General features: G+C 44.7%; 18 protein-coding genes and 1 pseudogene. 10 read left to right on the top strand and 9 right to left on the bottom strand.

Annotated features, from left to right (window positions below; genetic code table 11):
* Positions 1 to 18: 18 nt before the first annotated feature.
* The 3 genes from FEF09_RS09955 (at position 19) to FEF09_RS09945 (ending at position 2,535) form a co-directional block, all read left to right on the top strand.
* Positions 19 to 486, top strand: a complete 468-nt coding sequence (locus FEF09_RS09955; protein ID WP_146304964.1) for an OsmC family protein — start codon at positions 19 to 21, stop codon at positions 484 to 486.
* A gap of 225 nt (positions 487 to 711) precedes the next feature.
* The gene (locus FEF09_RS09950) at positions 712 to 1,344 is read left to right on the top strand and encodes a YiiX family permuted papain-like enzyme (protein ID WP_146304963.1); all 633 of its coding nucleotides are present in this window, start codon (positions 712 to 714) and stop codon (positions 1,342 to 1,344) included.
* 108 nt (positions 1,345 to 1,452) lie between these two features.
* Positions 1,453 to 2,535, top strand: coding sequence for a tetratricopeptide repeat protein (locus FEF09_RS09945; protein WP_186774269.1), 1,083 nt, complete (start codon positions 1,453 to 1,455; stop codon positions 2,533 to 2,535).
* A 36-nt stretch (positions 2,536 to 2,571) separates the two neighbouring features.
* Here FEF09_RS09945 and FEF09_RS09940 read toward each other — a convergent pair whose 3' ends face one another.
* The 5 genes and pseudogenes from FEF09_RS09940 to FEF09_RS32810 all read right to left on the bottom strand — a co-directional run.
* Complete coding sequence (locus FEF09_RS09940) at positions 2,572 to 2,913, bottom strand: hypothetical protein (protein ID WP_146304961.1); 342 nt, start codon at positions 2,911 to 2,913, stop codon at positions 2,572 to 2,574.
* A gap of 403 nt (positions 2,914 to 3,316) precedes the next feature.
* A complete protein-coding gene (locus tag FEF09_RS09935) occupies positions 3,317 to 4,243 on the bottom strand; it encodes an endonuclease/exonuclease/phosphatase family protein (RefSeq protein WP_146304960.1) in 927 nt (308 codons plus the stop codon).
* A gap of 39 nt (positions 4,244 to 4,282) precedes the next feature.
* On the bottom strand, positions 4,283 to 6,088 hold the full coding sequence (locus FEF09_RS09930; RefSeq protein ID WP_261387403.1) for a RagB/SusD family nutrient uptake outer membrane protein: 1,806 nt from the start codon (positions 6,086 to 6,088) through the stop codon (positions 4,283 to 4,285).
* Between the two features lie 25 nt (positions 6,089 to 6,113).
* On the bottom strand, positions 6,114 to 8,324 hold the full coding sequence (locus tag FEF09_RS09925; protein ID WP_222596943.1) for a SusC/RagA family TonB-linked outer membrane protein: 2,211 nt from the start codon (positions 8,322 to 8,324) through the stop codon (positions 6,114 to 6,116).
* Between the two features lie 362 nt (positions 8,325 to 8,686).
* Positions 8,687 to 9,313 (bottom strand): annotated as a pseudogene (locus FEF09_RS32810) (carboxypeptidase-like regulatory domain-containing protein); the annotation flags it as partial.
* A 326-nt stretch (positions 9,314 to 9,639) separates the two neighbouring features.
* Here FEF09_RS32810 and FEF09_RS09920 point away from each other — a divergent pair.
* The 5 genes from FEF09_RS09920 to FEF09_RS09905 all read left to right on the top strand — a co-directional run bounded on the left by FEF09_RS09920 (position 9,640) and on the right by FEF09_RS09905 (position 12,734).
* On the top strand, positions 9,640 to 10,383 hold the full coding sequence (locus tag FEF09_RS09920; protein ID WP_186774268.1) for a hypothetical protein: 744 nt from the start codon (positions 9,640 to 9,642) through the stop codon (positions 10,381 to 10,383).
* A complete protein-coding gene (locus FEF09_RS09915) occupies positions 10,370 to 11,347 on the top strand; it encodes a kelch repeat-containing protein (protein ID WP_146304958.1) in 978 nt (325 codons plus the stop codon). Before FEF09_RS09920 ends, FEF09_RS09915 begins: the two co-directional genes overlap by 14 nt.
* Positions 11,290 to 11,940: a hypothetical protein gene (locus FEF09_RS09910; protein WP_146304957.1), complete on the top strand. Its 651-nt coding sequence runs from the start codon at positions 11,290 to 11,292 to the stop codon at positions 11,938 to 11,940. The genes FEF09_RS09915 and FEF09_RS09910 overlap by 58 nt, the downstream gene beginning before the upstream one ends.
* Before the next feature lie 53 nt (positions 11,941 to 11,993).
* Entirely contained in the window at positions 11,994 to 12,131 is a 138-nt protein-coding gene (locus FEF09_RS30670) for a hypothetical protein (protein WP_186774267.1), read from the top strand.
* Between the two features lie 90 nt (positions 12,132 to 12,221).
* Positions 12,222 to 12,734, top strand: coding sequence for a DinB family protein (locus FEF09_RS09905; RefSeq protein WP_146304956.1), 513 nt, complete (start codon positions 12,222 to 12,224; stop codon positions 12,732 to 12,734).
* Between the two features lie 111 nt (positions 12,735 to 12,845).
* Here the strand turns inward: FEF09_RS09905 and FEF09_RS09900 are convergent, their stop codons facing one another.
* Positions 12,846 to 13,997 carry a vWA domain-containing protein gene (locus FEF09_RS09900; RefSeq protein ID WP_146304955.1) on the bottom strand — a complete coding sequence of 384 codons (1,152 nt, stop codon included), beginning with the start codon at positions 13,995 to 13,997 and terminating at the stop codon, positions 12,846 to 12,848.
* A gap of 389 nt (positions 13,998 to 14,386) precedes the next feature.
* Here FEF09_RS09900 and FEF09_RS09895 point away from each other — a divergent pair, with 389 nt between their 5' ends.
* Complete coding sequence (locus FEF09_RS09895) at positions 14,387 to 15,784, top strand: cryptochrome/photolyase family protein (RefSeq protein WP_222596942.1); 1,398 nt, start codon at positions 14,387 to 14,389, stop codon at positions 15,782 to 15,784.
* 156 nt (positions 15,785 to 15,940) lie between these two features.
* A complete protein-coding gene (dinB, locus tag FEF09_RS09890; RefSeq protein WP_222596946.1) occupies positions 15,941 to 17,002 on the top strand; it encodes a DNA polymerase IV in 1,062 nt (353 codons plus the stop codon).
* 116 nt (positions 17,003 to 17,118) lie between these two features.
* Here the strand turns inward: dinB and FEF09_RS30660 are convergent, their stop codons facing one another.
* The 3 genes from FEF09_RS30660 to FEF09_RS09875 form a co-directional block, all read right to left on the bottom strand.
* Entirely contained in the window at positions 17,119 to 18,228 is a 1,110-nt protein-coding gene (locus FEF09_RS30660) for a hypothetical protein (RefSeq protein WP_186774265.1), read from the bottom strand.
* 553 nt (positions 18,229 to 18,781) lie between these two features.
* Complete coding sequence (locus FEF09_RS09880) at positions 18,782 to 20,413, bottom strand: RagB/SusD family nutrient uptake outer membrane protein (protein WP_146304954.1); 1,632 nt, start codon at positions 20,411 to 20,413, stop codon at positions 18,782 to 18,784.
* 21 nt (positions 20,414 to 20,434) lie between these two features.
* On the bottom strand, positions 20,435 to 23,401 hold the full coding sequence (locus FEF09_RS09875; protein ID WP_261387402.1) for a SusC/RagA family TonB-linked outer membrane protein: 2,967 nt from the start codon (positions 23,399 to 23,401) through the stop codon (positions 20,435 to 20,437).
* Positions 23,402 to 23,877 lie beyond the last annotated feature (476 nt).

Genomic DNA, 23,877 nt, shown 5'->3' with positions numbered 1-23,877 from the left:
CACTTATCTGATATCATTATGAAAGGAACGCACCATTATAAGATGACTACCCGCTGGACCGGCAATACAGGTGCCGGCACTGCTGCCTATCAGGCTTATGAACGCAATCACATCTTACAGACCGATGGCAAGCCGGAAATTCCAGGCTCCTCCGATCCCAGCTTCCGGGGAGACAAAACCCGTTATAACCCGGAAGAAATGCTCGTAGCTTCCCTTTCTTCCTGCCATATGCTCTGGTACCTGCACCTTTGCGCAGAAGCCGGCGTCGTAGTAGTTGATTATGTGGATCATGCCACCGGAACGATGGTAGAAACAGCAGATGGCGGCGGTCATTTCTCCGGAGTTACCCTGTATCCGGAAGTAACGGTGAAAGATGCTGCCATGATTGACAGGGCGAACGCACTACATGAAAAAGCAAACCAGCTTTGCTTTATCGCCAACTCAGTGAAGTTCCCGGTGCACCACGAAGCAAAATGCAAAGTATAAGCGCCAAATAGCACAATAGCTACTTAAAACAGTAAGTAGTGGCACTCAGCAAATTCCTACCATTCATCAATTTTCCTCACCCAAAGAGGTAAAAAAGCATAAAAAGGGGTTAAAATACAATAGGAATAGTCCTGTTTCCAGTATTTTAACATTTGCGTAGCGATAAAATTAACTAAATTTATATGTGTATAACGTAAGCGCTTATATCCAGTTTCCCGATTACGTATGAAGAAGATACTCACAACAGGATTGGTTATTACCTCATTAAGTACACTTACATTATTGTATGGCTTTAGAGAGGAAGCGCCGCTGCGCTCAGGGGACCTTATTTTTCAGACGTCTATGTCTCCGCAATGCCACGCGGTAAGACTCGCCACACATTCGCAGTTCAGTCACTGCGGCTTGATCTGGAAAGTGGGAAATGAAGACTATGTACTGGAGGCTGTACAACCAGTCCGGATGACACCACTGGACGAATGGATCTCACATGGGGAAGGGAAAAAATATGTAGTACGCCGGCTGAAAAATGCAGATAAACAGTTGACACCGCAGGTATTGCAAAAGATGGAAGCCGAAGGCAAAAAAATGCTGGGCAAATCCTATGATGCTTACTTCGAATGGTCCGACGATAAAATATACTGCTCAGAGCTGATATGGAAGATCTATAAGAGAGCCGCTGGCGTAGAAGTGGGCAAATTGCAGAAGATGAAAGAATTTGATCTCAGCAGTGAACCAGTGAAAGAGATTATCCGTGAACGTTATGGGGACAATCTTCCTGTAAATGAAACGGTTATCTCACCGCAAAGCATCTATGAAAGCAACTTATTTATGACCGTCAGGTCAAAATATGGCAAATAATAGTATTATCTCAGTAACTTTGTACTCCAAGGTCTGGTCTAACCAGTAAGAACAAGGTTCGATTTTTTATATCAACGGCGTAGTACCGTTTATTCCAATCCTATGAATATGAAAAGATTTTCTACATTCTTATTGCTGTCCACAGCATTCTCTGTCCCTACTATTGCCCAAAACTATAAGCAGGATTTCGAAAAGTTAAGCACTAGCGGCGACACTACCAAACAACGTGTATTGCTGGCGAAATGGGAGAAAGCGAAGCCCAATGACGCTGAACTCTATATCGCATACTTCAACTATTACGTTTCCAAAAGTAAAACAGAAGTAGTGACCATCAACCATACTGCCAACGGCTCCAATGCCCTCAAAGCTGGCAAAAATGGTGACCCTGCCGGTTATACCAGTGAGGTAGGTTACAAGAAAGAACCACTGGGAAAAGGTTTTAAATATATTAATACCGGTATCTCCAAATTCCCCAACCGTCTGGATATGCGCTTCGGCAAAATCTATATGCTGGGTGAAAACTATAATTATACCTATCTGACCAAAGAACTGGTGTCCGCTATCAACTACGGTCACACGATCGACAATAAATGGAAATGGTCTGATAACAAAGCACTGGAAAAACCAGAACAGTTCATGCTGAATGCTGTGCAGGAATACGTTGCCCAGATCTACAACGTAGGTAAAAGCCAGGCCGACAACATCAAGCTGATCTCTGAAACTGTGCTGAAATATTATCCTAAACACGTGGAAAGCCTCTCCGACCTCGGTCTGGCATACACTCTGAAAGAAGATACAGACAATGCATTGAAAACCTTCCTGAAAGCAAATGCTATCGCGCCAAAAGATTATATTGTACTGAACAACATCGCTAATATCTACGCTAAAAAAGGAGATGATGAGCATGCAGTGATGTACTACGAGCAGACCTTGAAATACGGCGATCAGGAAGCAAAAGACCTCGCCAGCACAGAAATAAAAAGGATCAACAGCAAGAAGCCGGTGCCAAAGGCAACTATGCCGAAACCCGCTACTGCAAAAACATCCGCAGAAAAAGCAACAAACAGCAAACCAACAACCGCTAAAACAGTTTCCAAAACAAAAACGGATACTGATAAATCAAACTCCTCTAAATCTACAGCGGCAAAAAATACTAAAAAGCCAGCAAGCAAAATGCCTTCTAAGAATTAACTTAGAAGGCATTTGCCGGCAAAAAACAGATTGCTTCTATTTAATAGACTGCAGCAGACTACAGAACTCCAGCTTCTCATCTGAAGTCAGAAATGAATTGGCAATCGTTTCATTAATTAAGTCGCTCGTCAGAGAAAATTCATCGTAAAGGTCATTTTGTTCCACTCCATACTTCTTTGCGGTTGAGTAACGAACTGCTCCAAGGATTTCCTTCGAAGGCACCTTCTTTTCAACAAGTAAAGGCCTGATGGAATACAGCATTTCGTTGTTGGCAATCTCTATCTTCTTCTGATAGTCTGTCTTGCCATGTTTGGAAAAATTATGTCTGGTCAGCAGAAAAACAATGAGCGCCAGCATTAATCCAAATACTACAGTCATGATTATGTTTTCAGGTAAGTGCATCATAAAAAATTACGAAAGCTTAAGCGTGTTAATACATAATAAACATACGCAATATATATCCTGACAGTTTCAGTAGGGAGCCCGTTAATTGCGTGTTCCAACAGCTTCCATTTTCGCTTTTCCTTCAACTAATTGCTAATCAGCATCCCCTAAAACATGTACTCATTGAAACACAAGTGAGTACTACTACTTGTTATAGAAAGAAAAAATAAGATCTGTTAACAACTATTATCCAGACTACATATACGCCTTACCAATAGCGGCATTCAGGCTCTCCTAACTATACTTGCACTAAAAAAAATATTTTCAGAAAAAATTCAAAAAGCTCCTGCCGGATGATACCAACAGGAGCTTTTTGTATGATAACGTATGATGCTGTTTACTTCCAGCTAATAATCGCCATCACCGGGAAGTGATCAGATGGCACACGTGCCACGTACTTCTTCAGTGATACCTCTTTTGGGAAATCAGCCGAACTCACTTTGTCGTCGCCATTTTCTGTTACCACCGGACCGCGATAAGTATCCGTCAGTATACCATACTTTTCCACACGGAATTGTTTAGTCAGGAAAATGTGATCAATACGGCTGTCCGTCTTACTGTTTGGATTGAATGCATTGAAAGTACCATTCTCCGCATAACGGATAGCGGTTGTTTCATACGCATCTTTCAACAGACCGGAAGTATTGATCAATGTATAAGATTCACTTTGCTGATCCACGTTAAAGTCGCCTGTCAGAATAGTCGGAATGTTGCCCGCCATTTTTCTCACCTTATCCATCACCAGCTTCGCACTCTCCGCACGTGCTTTTACACCTACGTGGTCCATATGCAGGTTGAAGAAATAAAAAGTAAACCCTGTTTTGATCTCTTTGAATTTACCCCATGTACAGATCCTTGGCAATACAGCATCCCACCCCTTCTTTGGCTTGTCTGTCTCTTCACCCATCCAGAAATCTCCGTGTTCCAGCAATTTAAACTTTACACCATTATAAAAGATTGCAGAATACTCGCCAGCTTCCTTTCCGTCATCACGGCCTATCCCTACATATGCATAACCCGGCAGACTATCTTTCAGGTTTTCCAGCTGATGGTGCATACATTCCTGTGTTCCGAAAATATCAAAACCATGAAAGCGGATCATGGAAGCAATCACCGGATACCGCTGTTTCCAACCGTTGCCATGAGCAGCGTCTTCCTTGTTATTGTCATTACGCATGTTGTAAGTGGCCACCGTCATTCTCTGCGCCATTACAGCGTAACTCAGCACGGTAAAAACAGCCATCAGGAGCATCTTTCTTTTCATCTGCATCTCGTATTTATAATGATCATTTAATTTAATTCTTTACAGCTCCCAACCCGGATTCTGTCCCAGTTTAGGGTTCAGTTGCAGGTCAGTATAAGGCACCGGGTAAAGATACCTGTAATCATCCCATTCGCGGGATACATTGTCCAGCCAATGAATCTCACCGTGTGTATCATCTGATAATACCTGCGGATTTGTACCACTGCTCAGTACAGGACTTACATTGATATACGTAACTCCCTTTACCTGCTCAGCGGGCGCCGTCTTGTAAAAACATACATCCAGTACACCATCTCCGTTCAGATCCATAGGTGTATCCAGTGCCGGCACATACATGCCAACCCATGGCTTCGTCAGCAGATCACCTGCTTTCCACCTGATCAGATCATGAAAACGGAAACCTTCTAATACCAGTTCTATACCGCGCTCTCTGCGTATCTCCAGCAAGGCTGCGTCTGAAATATCCGGAAAATAATTTGTTTTCAGATAGTTGTCAGCCACCGTCGGCTTAGCCGTAATACCACCGGTAATACCAGCACGCGCACGCAGTGCACCTACTGTTTTCGCCCAATCATTATCAGACAGTTTACCCAGTTCTGCCATCGCTTCAGCATAGTTCAGCAAAATCTCTGCATAACGCATCAGCGTGATGGAGTTCGTACCGGTTGTACCGCCGTCATAATATGTATCATCCAGCGTAAACTTGATCGGCATATAGCCAGTGTAAGTATAAGAAAATACAGGCGGAGCTGCAACGGTTTTTCCATTATCGGTACGGGTATAGGATCCCATACGGATGGTCTGCTGCAAACGCATGTCCCGGCCCTGTGTTTCTTGCGCGAATGTCTGCGTTTCATGTCCCGCTTCATTGGTAAACGGTGTACCATCAATGTTCAGGTAGGTATTAATGAAGGTTCTGGTAAAGCTCAGACGGTTACCATAGGTAGCAGAGGTAAAATACCAGTTAGCGTCATTGAATACCGCTAATGTACTGCTGGTCACGTTTGCCAGCATCACTTCTGTAGCCACCGGCGCCGCACTGATAAACAGCTGACGGTAAGAAGCGCCTGCACCTCCGGTCTGATTGATCGCGAAACCGCCTTCATCCATTACCTTCTTTGCCGCATCAGCCGCCTGTTGTAACAGTGCCGGTGCTGTACCCGCCAGATTATAGGAAGTCTGGTATTTACGGAAAGTACCTTCAAAGAGACACACTCTCGATTTCAGGCCATATACCACATATTTCGTGATCTGGCTCGCGCTTGCATCACTTTTTAAGGTAATGTGATCTGCTGCATAATCCAGATCCGCAATCACAGAATCCATCACCAGCGTACGGTTATCCCTGCCTGCATACAATCCTTCCTGATCATTAATATCCAGTGGCTTGTTAATCCAGGGCACATTACCAAAACGCTTTACCTTTTCGAAATAAAAGTATGCACGGAAGAAACGCGCCAGACCAACGTAGTTGTTACGGGTAGTTGAGTCTATTGCAGGATTGTTACAGTTGACGATGAAATAGTTGATATTACGCAACTGCTTCCAGTCCCATCCATCAGCCACACGTGCATTATACGCACCGGTTCTCAGGAAATCAGGCACTGCACTCACCGCACTGTAGTCCGCCATCGCATCTTTTCTGAACACATCTCCCATCGATGGCAGCACATCGTAAAAAGAGTTGGTATATAATTTCATACCTGCTTCACTACCGAAAATAGCATCCTTATCAGCAGTTGCTACCGGCGTCTGATCCAGGTTCTTCGCACAGCCGCTCAATAAAGCCGCCACACCTGCGATCATCATCACGCGCTGTAACCGGGAAAAATATTGTTGTATCATTACTATCTTTTGATTGTGTTATTTATCAGAATGTAACATTCAGACCAAGGGTCATACTCTTCAGGATAGGATAGTTGTTACCATTACCGGAGTTACCGGAATCAGTGACAGTATCTGATCTGCCAATGCTCTCAGGATCTAGGTCTTTTGTTACCTTAAACATAGGAGAGTGTGCCCACAGGTTCTCTGCAGAAAGGAATACACGGGCTGCAGACAATTTCGCACGACTGATAAATGTCTTCGGCAGATTATAACCTACCTGAATATTCTTCAGACGGATATAAGCCGCGTTCTGCAGATATTTGGATTGCTTTGCATTCAATACACCGGAGCCATTCTGCGCGATATAACCACGGTAACGTGGGAAGTATGCATCCGGGTTCTGCTCTGACCAGATCTTTCCTACCTGAGACTTAGGCATAAAGTTGTAAGGTCTGTTGTACTGTCCCCAGAATACATCTGATTCTGCACCCGGCCACCAATCCTGTTTACCAACACCCTGGAAGAAAGTGCTGAAGAAGAAATTATTCCAGTTGGCATCCAGCGTCAGGCCATAGCTGTAACGTGGTGTAGAATTACCGATGATCTTCATATCTCCATGATCAGCTACAGTATTTGCACCATTGTTTATGACGCCATCATTATTCTGGTCTTTGAATTTGATATCACCCGGTAACCATGTACCACTGTTGGACGCTTTGAATAAAGCCTGTGCAGCTTTCGCCTGACCAACATTCTGTGCAGTCCAGTAGCCATCATTTTCATATCCCCAGATCTCTCCCAGCTTCTGACCTGCATAATAATCAGACAGCTTATTGTTAGTGTTGTTATACTTTGTGATAGTCGCCGTATAATCGGATATCACCGCTGTAATACCATAATGGAAAGGTTTGTCAGCCAGTTTGAACTGATCTCTCCATGAGATAGTCGCTTCCCATCCGATAGTCTTCAGGTTAGCATAGTTTCCCTTAGGTACATCTGTACCAAATACCGCCGGCAATGTCTGGCCTACAGTGAACATGTCTGTCGTTCTGCGCAGATAAACATCTCCGCTCGCTGTCAGACGGCTGTTCAGGAATGCCATATCGATACCACCGTTGGTAGTTGTAGATGTTTCCCATGTAAGACCATTTGGCAGTACATTCGGCTGACTGGTCGTCTGTGGTCTGATACCATTGATAACACGACCGGATTGCGCAATCAGGAACTGCTCCTGAAAAGCATAAGAGTTGATGTTACCATTACCCAGTGAACCATAGGAACCACGGATCTTCAGGTCAGACATGATCTTAGAGGGTACATGCCAGAAAGATTCCTGCGATACTCTCCAACCTGCAGATACAGACGGGAAGAATGCATAACGCTGATTGGAAGGAAATTTGGAAGAACCGTCATACCGGCCATTTACCTCCAGTAAGTAACGATCTTTGTATCCATAGTTCACACGGAAGAACTCACCCTGAATCGCCCATTTCTCATAACCACCAGCAGTAACAATGTTGCTACCCAGTGCAAGGTTCAGGTCTTTTGCATCACTGTAGATCAGACCATTTCTTGTTACCGCCAGACCGGTATAAGTGGCCTGCTCATAGTTGAAACCTCCCAGTACCTTCAGGTAATGACCGCCGGCAAAAGTATTTTCATACTCACCATACACGTTGGAGGCAAAATACCTGTTGGTAGAGTCTTTCATCATCAGGTCATTGTAACCGGTACCCACATAAGCTACTACGCCCGGCGCAGCACTGTAAGGCACCTGTACACGCAGACGTTTTTGTTTATCTGCAATGCTCTGATAAGTGAAGTCTCCTCTGAGTCTGAACTTATTCTTGAATACGTTGGCAATGAAACCAGTTGTATTACGGAATAACGCACGGTTGAAATCAATACCGTTCTTGCCATATACAAAATCGCCTACTGTGTAAGCCGCCGTGTAAGTCAGTGTACCATCTGGATTGAACAACATAGAAGAAGGATGCGCCTCATCCGCCATGTTTCTCCAGATGCCACCACCTTCACCAACGTTCAGGGGGTTATGATACTCCCTGCTGGAATATTCAGTATTGTTATACACCTGTAACCAGTCGGTCAGCTGGATATTACCTTTAGCGCGTACGTTGTACATGCTGTAATCATCCGAGTTAAAACGGAACAGACCGTCTTGTCCGTAGTAACGGCCGGATACGGCATAACTTGCTTTCCCACTGCTTCCGGATACAGACAGGTTCTGATCCATCGCGGTTGTGCGGTTCTTGTACAACAGGCCATACCAATCCGTATTACCATAATATACATAGTTACCGCTCCGTCCAGCTCCGTCTTCGGCAGGGATGGATTATCGTTGTGCGCCTTCAGTGCTTCGAGGTAAGCAGGTGAGAATTTCTGGGTTTTGTTGATATTCTGCGGCGTCTGGGAATAGTCATTCCAGGCAGACCACGCCTCATTGAAGTTCTTCGCATACTCATAACCATTGGTCACCATATCAGGTACGGTGGTCGGTTTCTTTACAGAATAGTTGGAAGAGTAATTAACCGTCAGTTTGTCTTTAACAGGTGTTTTGGTGGTGATCAGCACTACACCAAAAGCTGCTCTGGCGCCATAAATAGCAGCTGAGGAAGCGTCTTTCAGTACAGAGATACTGGCCACATCCGCCGGATTCAGCATACTCGGATCACCTTCTACTCCATCGATCAGTACAAGGGCATTACCTCCCTGACCAATGGAAGTCGTACCGCGGATATTAAATGCCGGCGACTGGATCGGCTTACCATCTCCCATCACCAGATTCAGGTTGGGAATTACCCCCTGCAGGCCCTGACTCAGGTTAGGAATAGGACGGTTTTCCAGCACCTTTCCGGATACCTGTGATACAGCACCGGTCAGGTTTACTTTTTTCGTTGTACCATACCCCACTACTACCACATCATTCAGCGCCGCTACATTGCTACGCAATACCATATGAATGTCTGACTGTGTAGTAACCGGTAAAGTGTCTGTTCTGTACCCGATAGAGCTGAAGATCAGCACAGGTTTGTCAGTTGTGTTCAGATGGAAATTACCTTTTTCATCTGTCCCCGTCCCGTTGGTGGTCCCCGATACTTTAATTGTTGCACCGATCACAGGTTGCCCCGTTTCGTCAGTGACCCGGCCTTTAACAATACGCGATTGCGCATAAGTGCTAAAAACACAACAAGTCAGTAAGAGGACGCATAACCATCTTTTCATGATGTTTCTGTTGTGATTGTTTGTAATAATTGGAAATAGCGTTAATGTCCCGCAAAGGAAGGTCTGGGGTATAAACAGGGGCATTAACAGGGGATTAACGGGGTTGACTAATCTTATTAATCTATGTATGTTAACACATTAATAGACTGAATAACATTCGTTTATAGTTTAGCCAAATAGTCACTGTTAAAGAAAAGTTAACACTACGTTGCGCAGAAAGAATATAACTTGCTGTCTCAAAACAGGGAACAATGTGGGTTGCCGGTGAACATATTTTATTGAAGAAACGCCTCCATAGATACACATTATTAGCATTGTTAATTATAATGCCCGGGTTGCTGTTTGCCCAGGAAAAATACGGACTTGAATTCGCCAGTAAGGATATAGACCCGGATGCAAGGACCGGTATGAACATGTTTCCCGATAAGCCTTTCGTTGCCGGAAAACAATTCAGCCTCAGATTCGACATCTCTTTTATTCCCAATATTGCCTCTTACTTCGGATATGTGTTTCGTCTCACCGATGAAAAAGACCAGCATATTGATCTCGTATATAATGTCCGTACACAGTCCTTTGAACTGATAGCCGGGGATGAATATTCAGGGATCTCCCTGAAGACAGCACCCGCTCCTTTCATTCATGACTGGCAGCAGCTGCAATTGGATGTGAATCATTTACAGCACTCCCTGACCCTGCATATGAACGGTCAGGTGGTCGGCAAGGCCCCCCTGCATTTTACACCGGGAAAGGAATGGAGACTCTATTTTGGCGCCAACCGGTATGACCGGGCACAGACCTTTGACCTCCCTCCTATGCGGCTACGGGACATTCAGTTGTACCGGGAAGAGACCCTCGTACACCACTGGCCCTTACGCCAGTATACCGGCAATAAAGACACCGACATTATCCATCAGCAGGTAGCCGAAATAGACCATCCGATCTGGCTGGCGCACGTCTATCGCAACTGGCAACAGGCAACGGACTTCACCACCATGGGCAACGCCAGTGTCGCCTTCGATAAAGAAAGTGGTCTTATATATCTGTGCCCGCGATACCATGTTCCGCTATGACTGTAACAAAAACCTCCTGCGTGCGGATAGTCTGACACAGGCGCATGGTCTGCCTGCCGGAAATCAGTCCGTCTTTGGCGGTAATCGGCTCTACAATTTCCTGACCGACCTGAAAAAGGTCAGCACCTACAACACCGCCAATCACACATGGAACCTCTCTGTAGACAATGACAGCGTTACTAAGTATTGGCATGCCAACCGGTTCTACGCCGGCTTTGACAGTGCCATCTATGTCATAGGCGGTTATGGCAACTACCGCTACACCAATCAGGTACAACGATACAACATCGCCACCGGCCAATGGCAGCTACTCAATACCAGTGGGGATACCTACACACCCCGCTATCAGGCGGCGCTCGGTACGACTGCAGCCGGCGATTCCGCTTATATCATCGGTGGCCGGGGCAGCGTCAATGGCGATCAACTGCTCAATCCTCACAACCTCTATGACCTGAACCTTTTTGATGCAAAAACAGGGGCTTTCAAAAAAATATATGAATTGCCGGCACCTGAACACCCTTTTGCTTTCGGCAACTCCATGGTCATCGATACAAAGGAAAAAAGCTATTATGCCCTGACCTTCGCCAATGACAAAATGCAGTCTTCCCTGCAACTGATCAAAGGTTCCCTGACCCAACCAACATACACACCATTAGCATCCGCCATTCCCTTCCGCTATTTCGATATCCGGTCAAGAGCCGAGCTGTTTTACTACGAAAAAGCACAAAAACTAATCGCTGTTGTATTATATACCCCTGAAAATCATGTTACCCAGATCCGTATTTATACCATCCTTTCCCACCGGCCCTGCTTGTCGCACCGGAGGAGACCACGCCTGCCAGTCATTGGGTATTATGGCTGTCAACAGGCATCGGTGTGTTATTCTGTCTGGGTATCTTATTCAGTATGCGACGCACCATGGGCCCCTCTATGTCTACTCCTCCTCCGGCTGATCAGACAATAGTCACGCCGGTACCGCTTATGCTGACGATCAGTAAAGACCTCACCGAAACAACGCTTGTCGCTTCTCCTGCCGGACCAGCTATCTTTCTATTTGGACAATTCACCGTACTGGACAATGAAGGCAATAATATCACCCGTTTATTCAGTCCCCTGCTGAAAGAACTGTTCCTGCTCCTCCTGCTGCATAGCATACCCGACAAAAAAGGGATTACATCTGACAGGATCAATGAAGTGCTCTGGCCCGGACGCTCAGGAAAAGATGCCAGAAATAACCGCTCTGTCAACATTGTCAAACTGAAGAACCTTCTTGACAAAGTCGGCCCCTATACACTGGAAAAGGTTAACGACAAATGGCTGCTCTATTTCAATGATGAACAGGTCAGCATTGACCTCTTACAGTACTTTGAAAAGGCAGCTACCGATATCCCCGAGCAGATCTCCACACTGGTAACCCTTACTGCCCGGGGAGGCCTGCTGACCGAAACCGAATACGGTTGGCTGGATAAGTTCAAGTCAGACATCTCTACCGGTATTACCACCCTTTTCCTGCACCAGCTGCAGAGGAATACACATAAATATGCCCCGGACAACTGATCGCTATCGCCAATAGCATCCTCAACTTTGATCCGCTTAGCGAAGATGCTGTCATGTTTAAATGCAGGGCACTGGTTGCCCTCAGACAACATGCAGCCGCCAGAGCGGTTTATAACAGTTTTGCAAAGGAATATGAACACATTTATGGAGAGTCTTTTGAGAAAGAATATCAGGCGTTGCTGGTAGATTAGAAAAAATTTTCAGTTTGTTGACAGGCTACTGACATAGGGTTGTCACAAGGCAGCTGTTACTTTGTTTCAGAATCACAAAACAACGCAATCATGGAAATCATTCAATCTCTCCTTAAAGAAATGGAACAGGAAGCACAAACCACCCGTAAGATGCTTTCCATTATTCCTGAAGACAAGTTCAACTGGCAGCCGCACCCAAAGAGCATGTCTGTGATCAGACTGGCTACACACATCGGCGAACTCCCGGGTTGGGTAAACATGGTGCTGGATACAGAGGAACTGGACTTCGCTACTGCTCCTTACGATCCTAAAGTGATCAACAACGTAAAAGAATTATTAGCCTATTTTGAAGAAACTTTGGCTGCAGGAAAAGCAAGACTGGCTAAAGCACAGCTGCCTGAACTGGATGAACAATGGATCCTCAGAAATGGTGAAGATATCTATAGCAAATCCACCAAAGCTGAATTCATCCGTATCAGCTATTCCCAGATCGTACACCACAGAGCGCAATTAGGTGTATACCTCCGCCTGCTGGACGTTCCGATTCCGGGTAGCTATGGTCCAAGTGCAGATGAACAATTCGAAGTACTGGAGAAAGCATAAAGTAAGTATTATCGTGTAGGTGCTCGTTATGGTAGACTAAGCACTACAGTAAATAAGACAGCAACGCCTGATCATAATGATCAGGCGTTCTCTTATTGATGGTGACCGTTATTATTTAATACTCTTCATCTTTTTCACGTTGTAGTTGGAAGACTTATTCATCTTCTGATACATACTCTTATCAGACTCCCGCATCACCCGTACAGAATCCATCTGTTGTACGTATGATGACATTTTAGTCACCTGCTCCTGTAGTTTAGGAGAATTATACCGCAGCTGCTTCTCCTTCAGCACATTTACGGCTGCCTGTCCTTTTTTACGGGCAGCATCGTACTCACCTTTATCCACATCGGCCATGATATCATCAAAGCTCTGGGTAGATTCAAACAGCGCCAGCATTTCCTGTACTTCCTTATCTTCTCCTTTTGCTACCAGTTCCTTATCGTTGGTGATCTTTATCTGCACCGGTTTGCTTTCTTTTACCTGTTCAAATGAGGAAACATTTGTATAACCCAGTGTACAATCAAAACGCAGATTGGTGGTATACGTTCCTTTACTTCTCAGCTTGATCAGGATGGCTTTTTCATCGTTCGCATAGAGGTCATTAAAACGGACCAGTACCTTCCCTCCCTTCACTTCATAAGGATAACCATACACATAAGTACATTCCATATCCTGTGGAATACTGATCTCCGCCCATGCGTTCTGTGCCACTACACTTAAGAGCCCTTTTAACTCACTGGCGAATATCTGCGGGATCTTATCCGGACTGTCGATAAAGTAATAGTTCGCCCTTCCGTTTTCAGCCAGCATGGTCAGCAGGTCTTCGTTATAGTCCGCTCCCACACCAAATGTGGATAACGCAATCCCCTCCTCCTTATACTTGTTCTCTGCCAGTCTTTTCAGTGCCTGCGGATCGGTAATCCCCTGATTGGCCAATCCGTCTGTCAGCAACAGTACCCTGTTCACATACCCCTCTTTGCGGGTACTTTTTACTTGTGTATATCCTTCCAGCATACCACCGCTAAGATTAGTGGAACCACGGTCGTTGATCTTATCGATGGATGCTTTCAAGGCCTCTTTATTCTTAACCGCCTGAGAGGGACTTGTCACCTCTACCCGGTCATCATAGTTGACGATCGACAAATGATCTGCGCTATTCAGCTGGTCTATCAGGAACTTAGCCGCCTGTCTGGCATACCTGATCTTCTCACCACTCATAGAGCCACTTCTGTCCAGTACCAGTGATATATTCAGCGGCACCCTTGGTTTAGTAGCCTCTCCTTCCCCACTTTTGATATTGACATACAGATAGCAATCGCCGCTGCCATTCTGATATACCCAATTGTTACCCGGCTTTACATACCAATCGATGACCTTTTATCATCTGTCAGCGCGGAAGCTATTTTCTCCGTACGACGACCGGAGAACCCCACACCGGAGCTCAGCCACACAGGTATTGATAAACTTGCAAGGAAAAGTAAGGCATACTGCATAGCAAAATAGAATTTAGGGTAAATGAATGTTTTCGGTATGATGCAGTAAATTCGTTCTTTCCATAAATGAAGAGACCACTTTAACATTTTTTTGGCGATTGTCTCCCTATCGGGAAAGGGTATGTTCTTTGCTGCTCTTGTTTTAAATAACCCCATATGTCACAGGAAGCGGTCACATTGATATTTCCACACCAGTTGTACAAACAACATCCGGCTCTGGACAAAAGCAGACAGGTATACCTCGTGGAAGAAGCGCTTTATTTCACACAATATCCTTTTCACCAACATAAGCTCACCTTACACCGGGCCAGTATGCAGTATTACCGGCACTTCCTCGAGCAGAAGGGTTATCAGGTCAGTTACATCGACAGCACAGATAAACATGCGACAGTAGCTGCACTCATTAAATGGCTGCACGGCAAAAAAGTATACGAACTGCACTATGCAGAAACCGACGATTATCTGCTGGAACGACGTATCAACAGATACTGCAGACAGCATAATATGGTACCCCGCATTTACACCAATCCCGGTTTCATCAATCGTCCGGATGAGGTGACCGATTTCTTCGACAAGCGGAAGCGCTATTTCATGCAGGACTTCTACATTCACCAGCGCAAAACCCATCAGATACTCATTGATCACAAAGGACCTGTGGGCGGCCACTGGAGCTTTGATGCAGATAACCGGGAAAAGATCCCCAAAGGAGAAAGTATTCCTGATATCCGTTACCCCTCAGCCGGTAAGTATTTAAAAGAAGCTATTGACTACGTACAGACACATTATAAAAACAACCCCGGAAATGCAGCAACATGCCGCTATCCCGTTACACACCAACAGGCAGAACATTGGCTGGAACAATTCATCGAAGAACGTTTCCATAAATTTGGTATTTATGAAGACGCGATCGTTCAGACGGAAAGCATCCTGTATCACAGCATGTTGACGCCGGCTTTGAATATCGGTCTGCTGATGCCCATGCAGATATTGGAAAAAGCCATCACCATGGCGCCTGCATACAAAATACCCCTGAACTCACTGGAAGGATTTATCAGGCAGATTCTCGGCTGGCGGGAGTTTATCAGAATACTGTACAGAAGGGAAGGCAGCAGGCAACGCACGACTAATTTCTGGGATCACAAACGTCCAATGCCCGATAGTTTTTATACCGGTGATACCGGCATTCCTCCCATAGACCAGACCATTCATAAATTACTCAGACACGGATACACGCATCACATAGAACGACTCATGATATTGGGCAATTTTATGTTACTCTGCGAACTGGATCCCGATGCCATTTATCAGTGGTTCATGGAATTATATATCGACGCATATGACTGGGTGATGGTGCCCAATGTATATGGGATGAGTCAGTTTGCTGATGGAGGACTGATGAGCACAAAACCATATATCAGCAGCAGCAATTATGTGCTGAAGATGAGCAACTATCCGAAAGGGGACTGGTGTCAGGTATGGGATGGGCTTTTCTGGCGCTTCATGCACCAGCACAGGGATTTTCTGGAGACAATCAAAGGCTGGGTATGCTGGTAAATATGCTGGATAAAATGGATAAACAGGTGTTAAATCACACCTGCACCACGCAGAACAATTCCTCGGTAAACTGACGTAGCTTTGTAGATCTACGGCTAACATGGAGAGTGAAACAAATAAGAAACTACGGAAGATCATTCATATTGACATGGATGCATTTATGCGTCTGTAGAACAACGTGACAACCCTGATTATCGCGGTAAAGCAATAGCAGTAGGTGGATCTCCCGAAGGTAGAGGTGGCGTGGTCGCAACAGCGAGCTATGAAGCGCGTAAGTTTGGCGTTCGCTCTGCCATGCCCTCCAAAAGAGCTTTACAGCTTTGTCCTGAACTGATTTTCATCAGACCAAGATTCGATGTCTATAAAGAAGCCTCCCGCAAAATACGGGAGATATTTTCCCGCCATACCGATATCATTGAACCTCTCTCTCTGGATGAAGCATTTCTGGATGTCACCGAAGACAAACAACAGATCGGTTCAGCCATCGAAATTGCAAAACTCATCAAACAGGCTATTAAAGACGAATTACAGCTCACCGCTTCCGCAGGCGTATCTGTGAATAAGTTCGTCGCAAAGATTGCTTCCGATCTGAATAAGCCCGACGGACTCACCTTCATCGGTCCTTCTTCCATTGAATCCTTCATGGAAAAATTACCGGTTGAGAAGTTCTTTGGTGTAGGGAAAGTCACAGCAGAAAAGATGAAACGAATGGGCCTGCACACCGGCGCAGACCTGAAACGCTTATCTGAAAATGACCTGAAAACGCACTTCGGGAAAGTAGGCGCATTCTATTACAGGATTGTCAGAGGCATTGACGAACGGGAAATACAACCACATCGCGAAACAAAATCTCTCGGCGCAGAAGATACCTTCCCTTATGACCTGACGCGCACGGAAGAGATGAATGCAGAACTGGAAAAGATTGCAGTAACGGTATACGAACGATTAAAACGATATGGGCTGAAAGGCAGAACGGTTACTTTAAAGATCAAATACAGCGATTTCAGGCAGATCACCCGTAATCAGTCCTTCCCTTTTCCTGTCGGTGATCTGGAGAAGATACTGGAAACCGCGAAACAGCTATTGCTGGCAACTGAACCAGAAGACAAACCAGTACGCTTATTGGGAATATCTCTGTCTAATTTTGGGGAGATTGTTCCGGTCAATAACCGGCCGGATAATACGATACAATTATCACTGTTTGACGAACTGCCTTAACCAGCTCAATGCTGCCCGAATAAACTTAGTGTACACAACAAAGCCGTCTCCTTACAGATAGAGACGGCTTGTTCAACTATATTAACCTGACAGCGCCGGCTGGCGCATTTTAATGTCTATTTAGCTTCTTTTCCTGCAACAGCCTTCAGCTCTTTCACCTCTTTCTGCAGCTCGATCATATGCAGTGTCAGTTCTTCTATTTTCTGCAACAGGATCTTATTCATTTCACCAAGATCTACACCCTCTTTAGCCACTTCTTTGGCAGAAGGTACATCCGGCAGGTGTTTATGTGCAATAATGAATTGTTCCACTTCAGATAAAGAGGGGAGTTTATAATCTGGTTCAAATACAAAGTCGGCCCAGCCAACCTGTTGTGTCACCTTTATCTTTCTGGCGCCGATAGTTCCTTCTACAGCGAGCTTATAAGCCTTGGGATCTGTGGTGCCGATACCAACATTACCATTCTGTTTAACAACAAATGTCGGTTGCCCGGTTGACTGCGTAGCGATAGCAAAGTCGCCGGTAGATGTTCTGTTCGCCAATGTCAGTGAATTCATATGCAAACTACTACCTGCACCCGTCGGATCAGGAGTAAGCGTCATAGACCATGTACCGGCACCAGTACGGGAAACTCTCAATGGCTCTCCAAGGCCACCAATGTCAACCTTCGCAACCGGCACCGTAACGCCGAACCCCACGTTACCGGTACTATCTATACGCATACGCTCGTTCCCTCCACCGGTCTGGAAGATGAAGAAACCACCGGGGTTATTTGCAACGATATAGTTTGCATTCGGTCTGTTGAAAGAAATACCATTACCATCTTTGGAAAATCTCATACTACCAACAGCGCCTTTCACTTCAAACAGATCACCGGGCGTAGTGGTACCTATTCCCACCCAACCGTTGGAAGCAATTCTCATGCGTTCCACCCAGGTAGTACCATCATGGACCCATGTTGCCAGTCCGGGTGTAGACCCATTGGTCAGCTGAAAGTTAGCCCCGCGCGTCTCAGCGAAGTTGGTAATACGGATACCCGTAATAGCCACATCAGCACCGTCCTTCGCCAGCCATAGTCCATTACTGGTTTTTCCGTACCCGGAAATCCAGAAATTGGCATTCTGTGCACTCGTAGTCTGATCCTGAATATATGATTGCGCATTCGCGGATAAAGCAGCACTGATCACAAACATCGCAGCTGCTGCGGATTTAATAAATACTTTCATTGGTATAGCTTATCTGTTTATTTTAAATTTTATAATGACATATTTTATATAAAAACCTCTTACAGCGCAATATTACCGGGATATTGGCCGGCATGTGTCAGTACCATTAACTTATATATGTATTTACACAGGGTTACCTTGACCATCTGATAGTATAGACGCTTAATGATAAGGGTGATCCGCGATACATGAACTATTCACTAATAATTTACTAACAATGCTACAACTGTCAGGGTACTACAATAATTTATTCTAAGTCCTAAAATTGAGATTGGAAAATATGCATAACAGGTCAGATCTGTCAGGTATATGGGCAAACTCAGACTTCTTCAACAAATGTCCTGATTACCAATCAAAAAACACATAGCACGATAATGTTACCATCCAAGATCATTGTGTTAACAAACGGCAATAGGATACAAAGTAAAATGCGCGGTACGCATTATAAATGCGTACCGCGCAGATAAAACACAAATGTCGCCAGCCGGAAGGGCATGACGACATCTGATGTTCGTTTATATAAACCGCACGGCAAGTAGTGCAGGTAAACTCACTATTTAGGATAGCCCGGATTCTGTTCCAGATTAACGTTCAATGCACGCTGCACCTGAGGAATGGCAAACAGCTCTCTGAATTGCTCAGAAGGTTTGTGATCCCACCATGAAGCAGTGGTAAACTTATTCCAACGGATCAGTTCCTGACGACGGTAACCTTCAAAGATAAACTCACGACCCAGTTCGGCCAGCAGTTCATCCATAGTCAGTGTAGAAACAGTGTACTTATTGGCTTCCCATACTTCTGGTGCAAAAGCACGTTGTTTACAGGCGTTGATCAGGTCAACCGCTTCCTGTGTAGCTGTTCCGCCATTCTTACGCATAAGTGCCTCTGCTTTTGCAAAATATACCCATGATAAACGGTAAACAGCCCAGTCAGTGCTTCTGTAATGAGGATCATTGATGGCACCCAGTTTATATTTATTGAAACGGACACCGCTATTTTCTTCACCCTGCGTCATATCTGATACAGTGCTACCGAGTTTGTTTTTACGGATGTTATCAACAAATACCAGCTGCTGACCATTATATTCATTACCACCGCTTGATATTACAGGATCAGTACCATTTGAACCATATTTCCACTGTGGTCCTTCTGATATCCATTCTTTCTTGCGTTTATCTGCATCACTGAAAGTGGTGTATACACCTGGGATTACCACCACACCATCATTACCATTACGATCATTACCGTTGATAAGACCCTGATTAAAGTGGTAGAAATCGCCTGTCCACTGTGGTGTAAAGTCTGCCACCTGATAATCATATGCTATAGAAAAGATGATTTCTTTAGACAGATCGTTATCCGGTTTATAGGTATCTGTGATATTCGGATCCAGTGCAAGCGCACCATTCATACCACCTGCTTCACCGCTGATGAGTTTATTGGCAGCAGCGATACAGTCATCCCATCTTGGCGTACCTGTCCATTTTTCCGCATTCAGATACAGTTCAACAAGCATTGAATAAGCACCTGCTTTAGACATACGTCCGATCAGTGCCTTACTCAGTACCGGAGCATCTTCAATATGATCAAGGATCTCTTTTTCAACAAATTCAAATACCTCTTTACGCGTTGCTGTAGGCGGACTAACCGGAATACCTACCTGTGTTACGATAGGTACATTACCCCAGATATCCATGATACGGAGATAGTGAAATGCACGCAGTAATCTTAACTCAGACACATATGCATCCTTTTCTGCCTGTGTAATACCCATCTCACCGGCTTCACGACGCTCCAGGTTTTCAATGGCAGTAGTACAGAAACCTAAACCCGTCCATGTCAGATACCAACAGTCCAGGATCGGACCATCATCCACCAGCCATGTATGATAGTGCAGGCGGATCCAGTTACCACCATCATAACCATGACGACCTTTCTGTGGCCATGCCAGCTGATCTGCGGATAACTCACTCAGACGCCACCATCCATTCTGACCCGGCGTTAACCATGCATTCGCATGGGTATATGGTCTTAATACTGCGGATACTACTTCTTCTTTATTATTATAGAAATTACGTGTATCAATCTGGTCATACACATTTTCAGTCAGATCGGTACAGCTGCTCCCAAATACAGGAAGTAATGCGAGCGCTGCATATGTTGCTATTTTCGAAACTCGTTTCATCTTAATTGTTTAATTAGGTTATCAGAAGCCCACATTCAATCCCAGCATGAAGGACCTTGTGCTCAGATAAGATCTGCGGTCATCGCTGTTGTTTAACGCATCAATACCCGGATTCAGACCTGTATCTTTTACGAAGTCAGGGTCATTACCTGAGTAACCGGTGATAGTAGCCAGATTACCGCCGGTAAAGTACACCCGCATGTTGCGGATATATTTATTTTTGAATGGAACATTGTAACCAAGGGTCACCTCATCCAGTTTTAAATAACTACCGTTTTCAAGATAGTAGTCTGAATACTGGAAGCTATCATTCAGTTTAGCGTGTTTGGTAAATGCAGTTCTCAGCACGTTACTTGGCAAAGCAGCCTTATTACCATACAGCAATTCATTCGTATTCAGAATGTCGAAACCGAACTTACCACGCATGAAGATGCGCAGATCCCAGTTTTTATATTTAAAGCTATTGGTCATTGACGCATAGTACTTAGGAATAGCATTTCCGATCACCGCCTGATCATTATCACGGCTGATCTCATCTGCCGGACCGGTACTGCCATCTCTCTTATAGAAACGCCATTTACCATCGTCCGTGAATCCTGCGAAACGTTTACCATAGAAGTTACCCAGTTTACCACCTTCGTATGTTCTCAGCGCATTTCCAAGTGCACCATAACCACCGATATCACCACGGTCGAGGAATGTCATCTTATATGTCTGGTTAGAGAAAGAAGACACGATGTTACTTGCTGTACTGAAAGTCAGGTCTGTATTCCAGCGAAAATCTTTCTTATCCATTACTACCGCATTCACCATCAACTCTATACCCTTTGATTTGAAAGTACCCACGTTGGTCCAGATATCCTGTTGTACCTGTGAAGGCACCTGAGATTTAAATGTGGAGATCAGATCAGTTGTTTTACGGCTAAACAGGTCAATGGAACCACCTAAACGTCCTTTAAAGAAGGTATAGTCAATACCAAAGTTCCACTCCGCTTTCTTTTCCCATCTCAGATCCGGGTTCGGGTTGGTGTTAGGACCATAGGTCTCACGCCATACACCGTCAGGATAAAGGTAAGCACCACCTGTTCCTAACAATACAAGAGAAGCATAGTTATCAAAATCAGAGTTACCGGTTACACCATAACCAAGTCTTACTTTCAATTGATCAATGAAACTAACATTGCTCAGGAAATCTTCTTTGTGCAGATTCCATCCCGCGGAGATAGCCGGGAAATTTCCCCATTTATTATTAACACCAAATTTGGAAGAACCTTCACGACGTATAATAGCTGATGCCATGTATTTATCATTGAATACATAGTTTACTCTTCCGAAGAATGCGATCAGTGTATTGTCGTTTTTGTAACTGCCAATGGTTGCTTTACCTAACTTGATCTGGTTACCGGCGCCCAGATTATCTTCATGAAATCTGTCGTTCAAAAAACCATAGTTGCTGCCATCAAAACCCTGTTCCACATCATAACGATAGCTGTAACCAGCTACTGCTGAAATGGTATGCTGATTTGCTGTCAGATTATACTCGAGTGTAGGTTCTACTGCATATTTTAATTTGAGTTCACTGTTCTGTGCAGCCCAGCCGGATCCCTGATAGGACTCTATCGATAACTCAGAGGCACGGTCTGCATATTGACCATCTGTCCAGCTGTCGCGGGTTACTGCACCGAAGATGGATGCTTTCAATCCTTTCACGAGGTCCAGTGATACTTTTGCATCCGCAGAAGTTGTCTGCTGCTGACGTTTGTAGGTCTGCTGATGCAAACGAGCCAGTTCATTTGTACTCGTCTGTTCAAAATACCATGAGCCATCATCATTATAAGGAGAATAAGTAGGCTGGAAAGTAAAGTATCCTACCAGATTACCACCATCCGTCAGCAGATTTGCATTATTAACGTTGGTAGCAAGGTTGAACTGGCCGGTCAGACGATTGTCCAGACCTTTTGATGTAATACTCAGACGACCACCATACTGTTGACGCTCGTTCTCTTTTAATACACCTTCCAGATTAGAATAGTATACGCTGGCACGGTAACTGGTGTTTTCGCTACCACCAGAGAATGCCAGGTTATGATATTGTGTAAGGTTGTCATGATTGATCAGCAGATCAGGAAAATCAGTTCTGTGCCCCTTGTCTTCTGATTTAATTTCACCACTGGCAATCTTTGCTGCATATTCATCAGCAGTAAGGAACTTAGGCATACGCTGTGTATACTCCTTACGGAAATACGTATTGTAGTCTACACGCGGAGAGCCTGCTTTACCACGTTTGGTGGTGATCAGCACAACACCGGCGTTTGCACGTGTACCATAAATTGCAGCTGCAGAACCATCTTTCAGTACAGAAATAGATTCGATATCATCCTGTTGCAGCAGGTCGAGATTACCGCCAGGAATACCATCCACTACGATTAACGGCCCCTGATTTTTATTAAGGGTAGTAACACTACGCAGCTGTATAGCCGGACCATTATTCGGGTTAGAACCGCTGGTACGTGTGATCTGTAAACCAGCTACTTTACCCTGTACGAGGTCCATTGCGTTACGTGCACCACTCTGTCTGAAATCATCAGCAGTAACAGAGGTGATCGCAGAAGTAACCTCTGTTTTCTTCTGTGTACCATAACCTACTACTACCACATCTTTCAATGCTGTAACATCAGCGGCCATGGTTACATTCGTGGTACCTGACGCACTAATAGGCTGTTCCAGTTTCTTATATCCGACAAATGTGAAAACCAGTGTAGTAGCACCTTGTGGAGCTTCCAGTTTATAAGTTCCGTCAGGTCCTGTCTGTGTACCTTTACTCGTACCCTGCACCTGTACTGTCACACCCGGTAAGGGAGTATTCCCCTGCGCATCTGTTACTTTACCGGTAATGACCTTGTTCTGGGAAAATGCTACCAGCGACAGGAGTAGCATCCATAAGCTGTGCAGGCATACCCGGGAAAAAAATGAGAAGCCTCTCTTCATATATTTCAATTTTGGTATTAAAGCAGCGTATCTGGCAATACGGCCCCATTTCCTCGCTGCACGTGGCACAGCGGGATTCAAACATGCGTTTCCCTATCTCATTAACCTTACGGTAATGAAAGCTGAGTTAATTAAATCGCCCTATACACTGCATATCGCAGTTATACGGGATCAAACATTTCCTTAAGCTAAAGCTGGAAATAAGTTCATAATAGTTTCTCGCAAAATGACACTGGTTCCGATTAACAAATGGTTTTTAACAAGTGAAATTATTTTTGTTCAATAACGTTTATTTTTTTGAATACACACATGACATACACCGTTCGCTGGCATTGCATGTTTCCTTTTTTCCATTACGTTTTACGGCTTTTCAGACAGCTTCATCTGCATAATCGTTTTAGCAATCTGCGGTAAAAATAGAGACTTTTTTCACAAAGCAAAATATTAACTGTTAATTTTAATTTGCATTAACAATT

It is taken from the genome of Chitinophaga pinensis (assembly GCF_007896845.1).
GTDB classification, from domain to species: Bacteria; Bacteroidota; Bacteroidia; order Chitinophagales; family Chitinophagaceae; genus Chitinophaga; species Chitinophaga pinensis_C.
The sequence above is the reverse complement of the archived record's forward strand: the minus strand, read 5'-3'. Positions and strand labels throughout refer to the sequence as shown.

Coding starts and splice junctions, on each gene's coding strand:
- FEF09_RS09950 (WP_146304963.1), top strand. CDS start 712: ATGAAGAAGATACTCACAACAGGATTGGTTATTACCTCATTAAGTACA.
- FEF09_RS09915 (WP_146304958.1), top strand. CDS start 10,370: ATGTTCCGCTATGACTGTAACAAAAACCTCCTGCGTGCGGATAGTCTG.
- FEF09_RS09925 (WP_222596943.1), bottom strand. CDS start 8,324: ATGGATCAGAACCTGTCTGTATCCGGAAGCAGTGGGAAAGCAAGTTAT.
- FEF09_RS09910 (WP_146304957.1), top strand. CDS start 11,290: ATGCGACGCACCATGGGCCCCTCTATGTCTACTCCTCCTCCGGCTGAT.
- FEF09_RS09955 (WP_146304964.1), top strand. CDS start 19: ATGAAAGGAACGCACCATTATAAGATGACTACCCGCTGGACCGGCAAT.
- FEF09_RS09880 (WP_146304954.1), bottom strand. CDS start 20,413: ATGAAACGAGTTTCGAAAATAGCAACATATGCAGCGCTCGCATTACTT.
- FEF09_RS09940 (WP_146304961.1), bottom strand. CDS start 2,913: ATGACTGTAGTATTTGGATTAATGCTGGCGCTCATTGTTTTTCTGCTG.
- FEF09_RS09920 (WP_186774268.1), top strand. CDS start 9,640: ATGCCCGGGTTGCTGTTTGCCCAGGAAAAATACGGACTTGAATTCGCC.
- FEF09_RS09905 (WP_146304956.1), top strand. CDS start 12,222: ATGGAAATCATTCAATCTCTCCTTAAAGAAATGGAACAGGAAGCACAA.
- FEF09_RS09930 (WP_261387403.1), bottom strand. CDS start 6,088: ATGATACAACAATATTTTTCCCGGTTACAGCGCGTGATGATGATCGCA.
- FEF09_RS09945 (WP_186774269.1), top strand. CDS start 1,453: ATGAAAAGATTTTCTACATTCTTATTGCTGTCCACAGCATTCTCTGTC.
- FEF09_RS30670 (WP_186774267.1), top strand. CDS start 11,994: ATGTTTAAATGCAGGGCACTGGTTGCCCTCAGACAACATGCAGCCGCC.
- FEF09_RS09895 (WP_222596942.1), top strand. CDS start 14,387: ATGTCACAGGAAGCGGTCACATTGATATTTCCACACCAGTTGTACAAA.
- FEF09_RS30660 (WP_186774265.1), bottom strand. CDS start 18,228: ATGAAAGTATTTATTAAATCCGCAGCAGCTGCGATGTTTGTGATCAGT.
- FEF09_RS09875 (WP_261387402.1), bottom strand. CDS start 23,401: ATGAAGAGAGGCTTCTCATTTTTTTCCCGGGTATGCCTGCACAGCTTA.
- FEF09_RS09935 (WP_146304960.1), bottom strand. CDS start 4,243: ATGAAAAGAAAGATGCTCCTGATGGCTGTTTTTACCGTGCTGAGTTAC.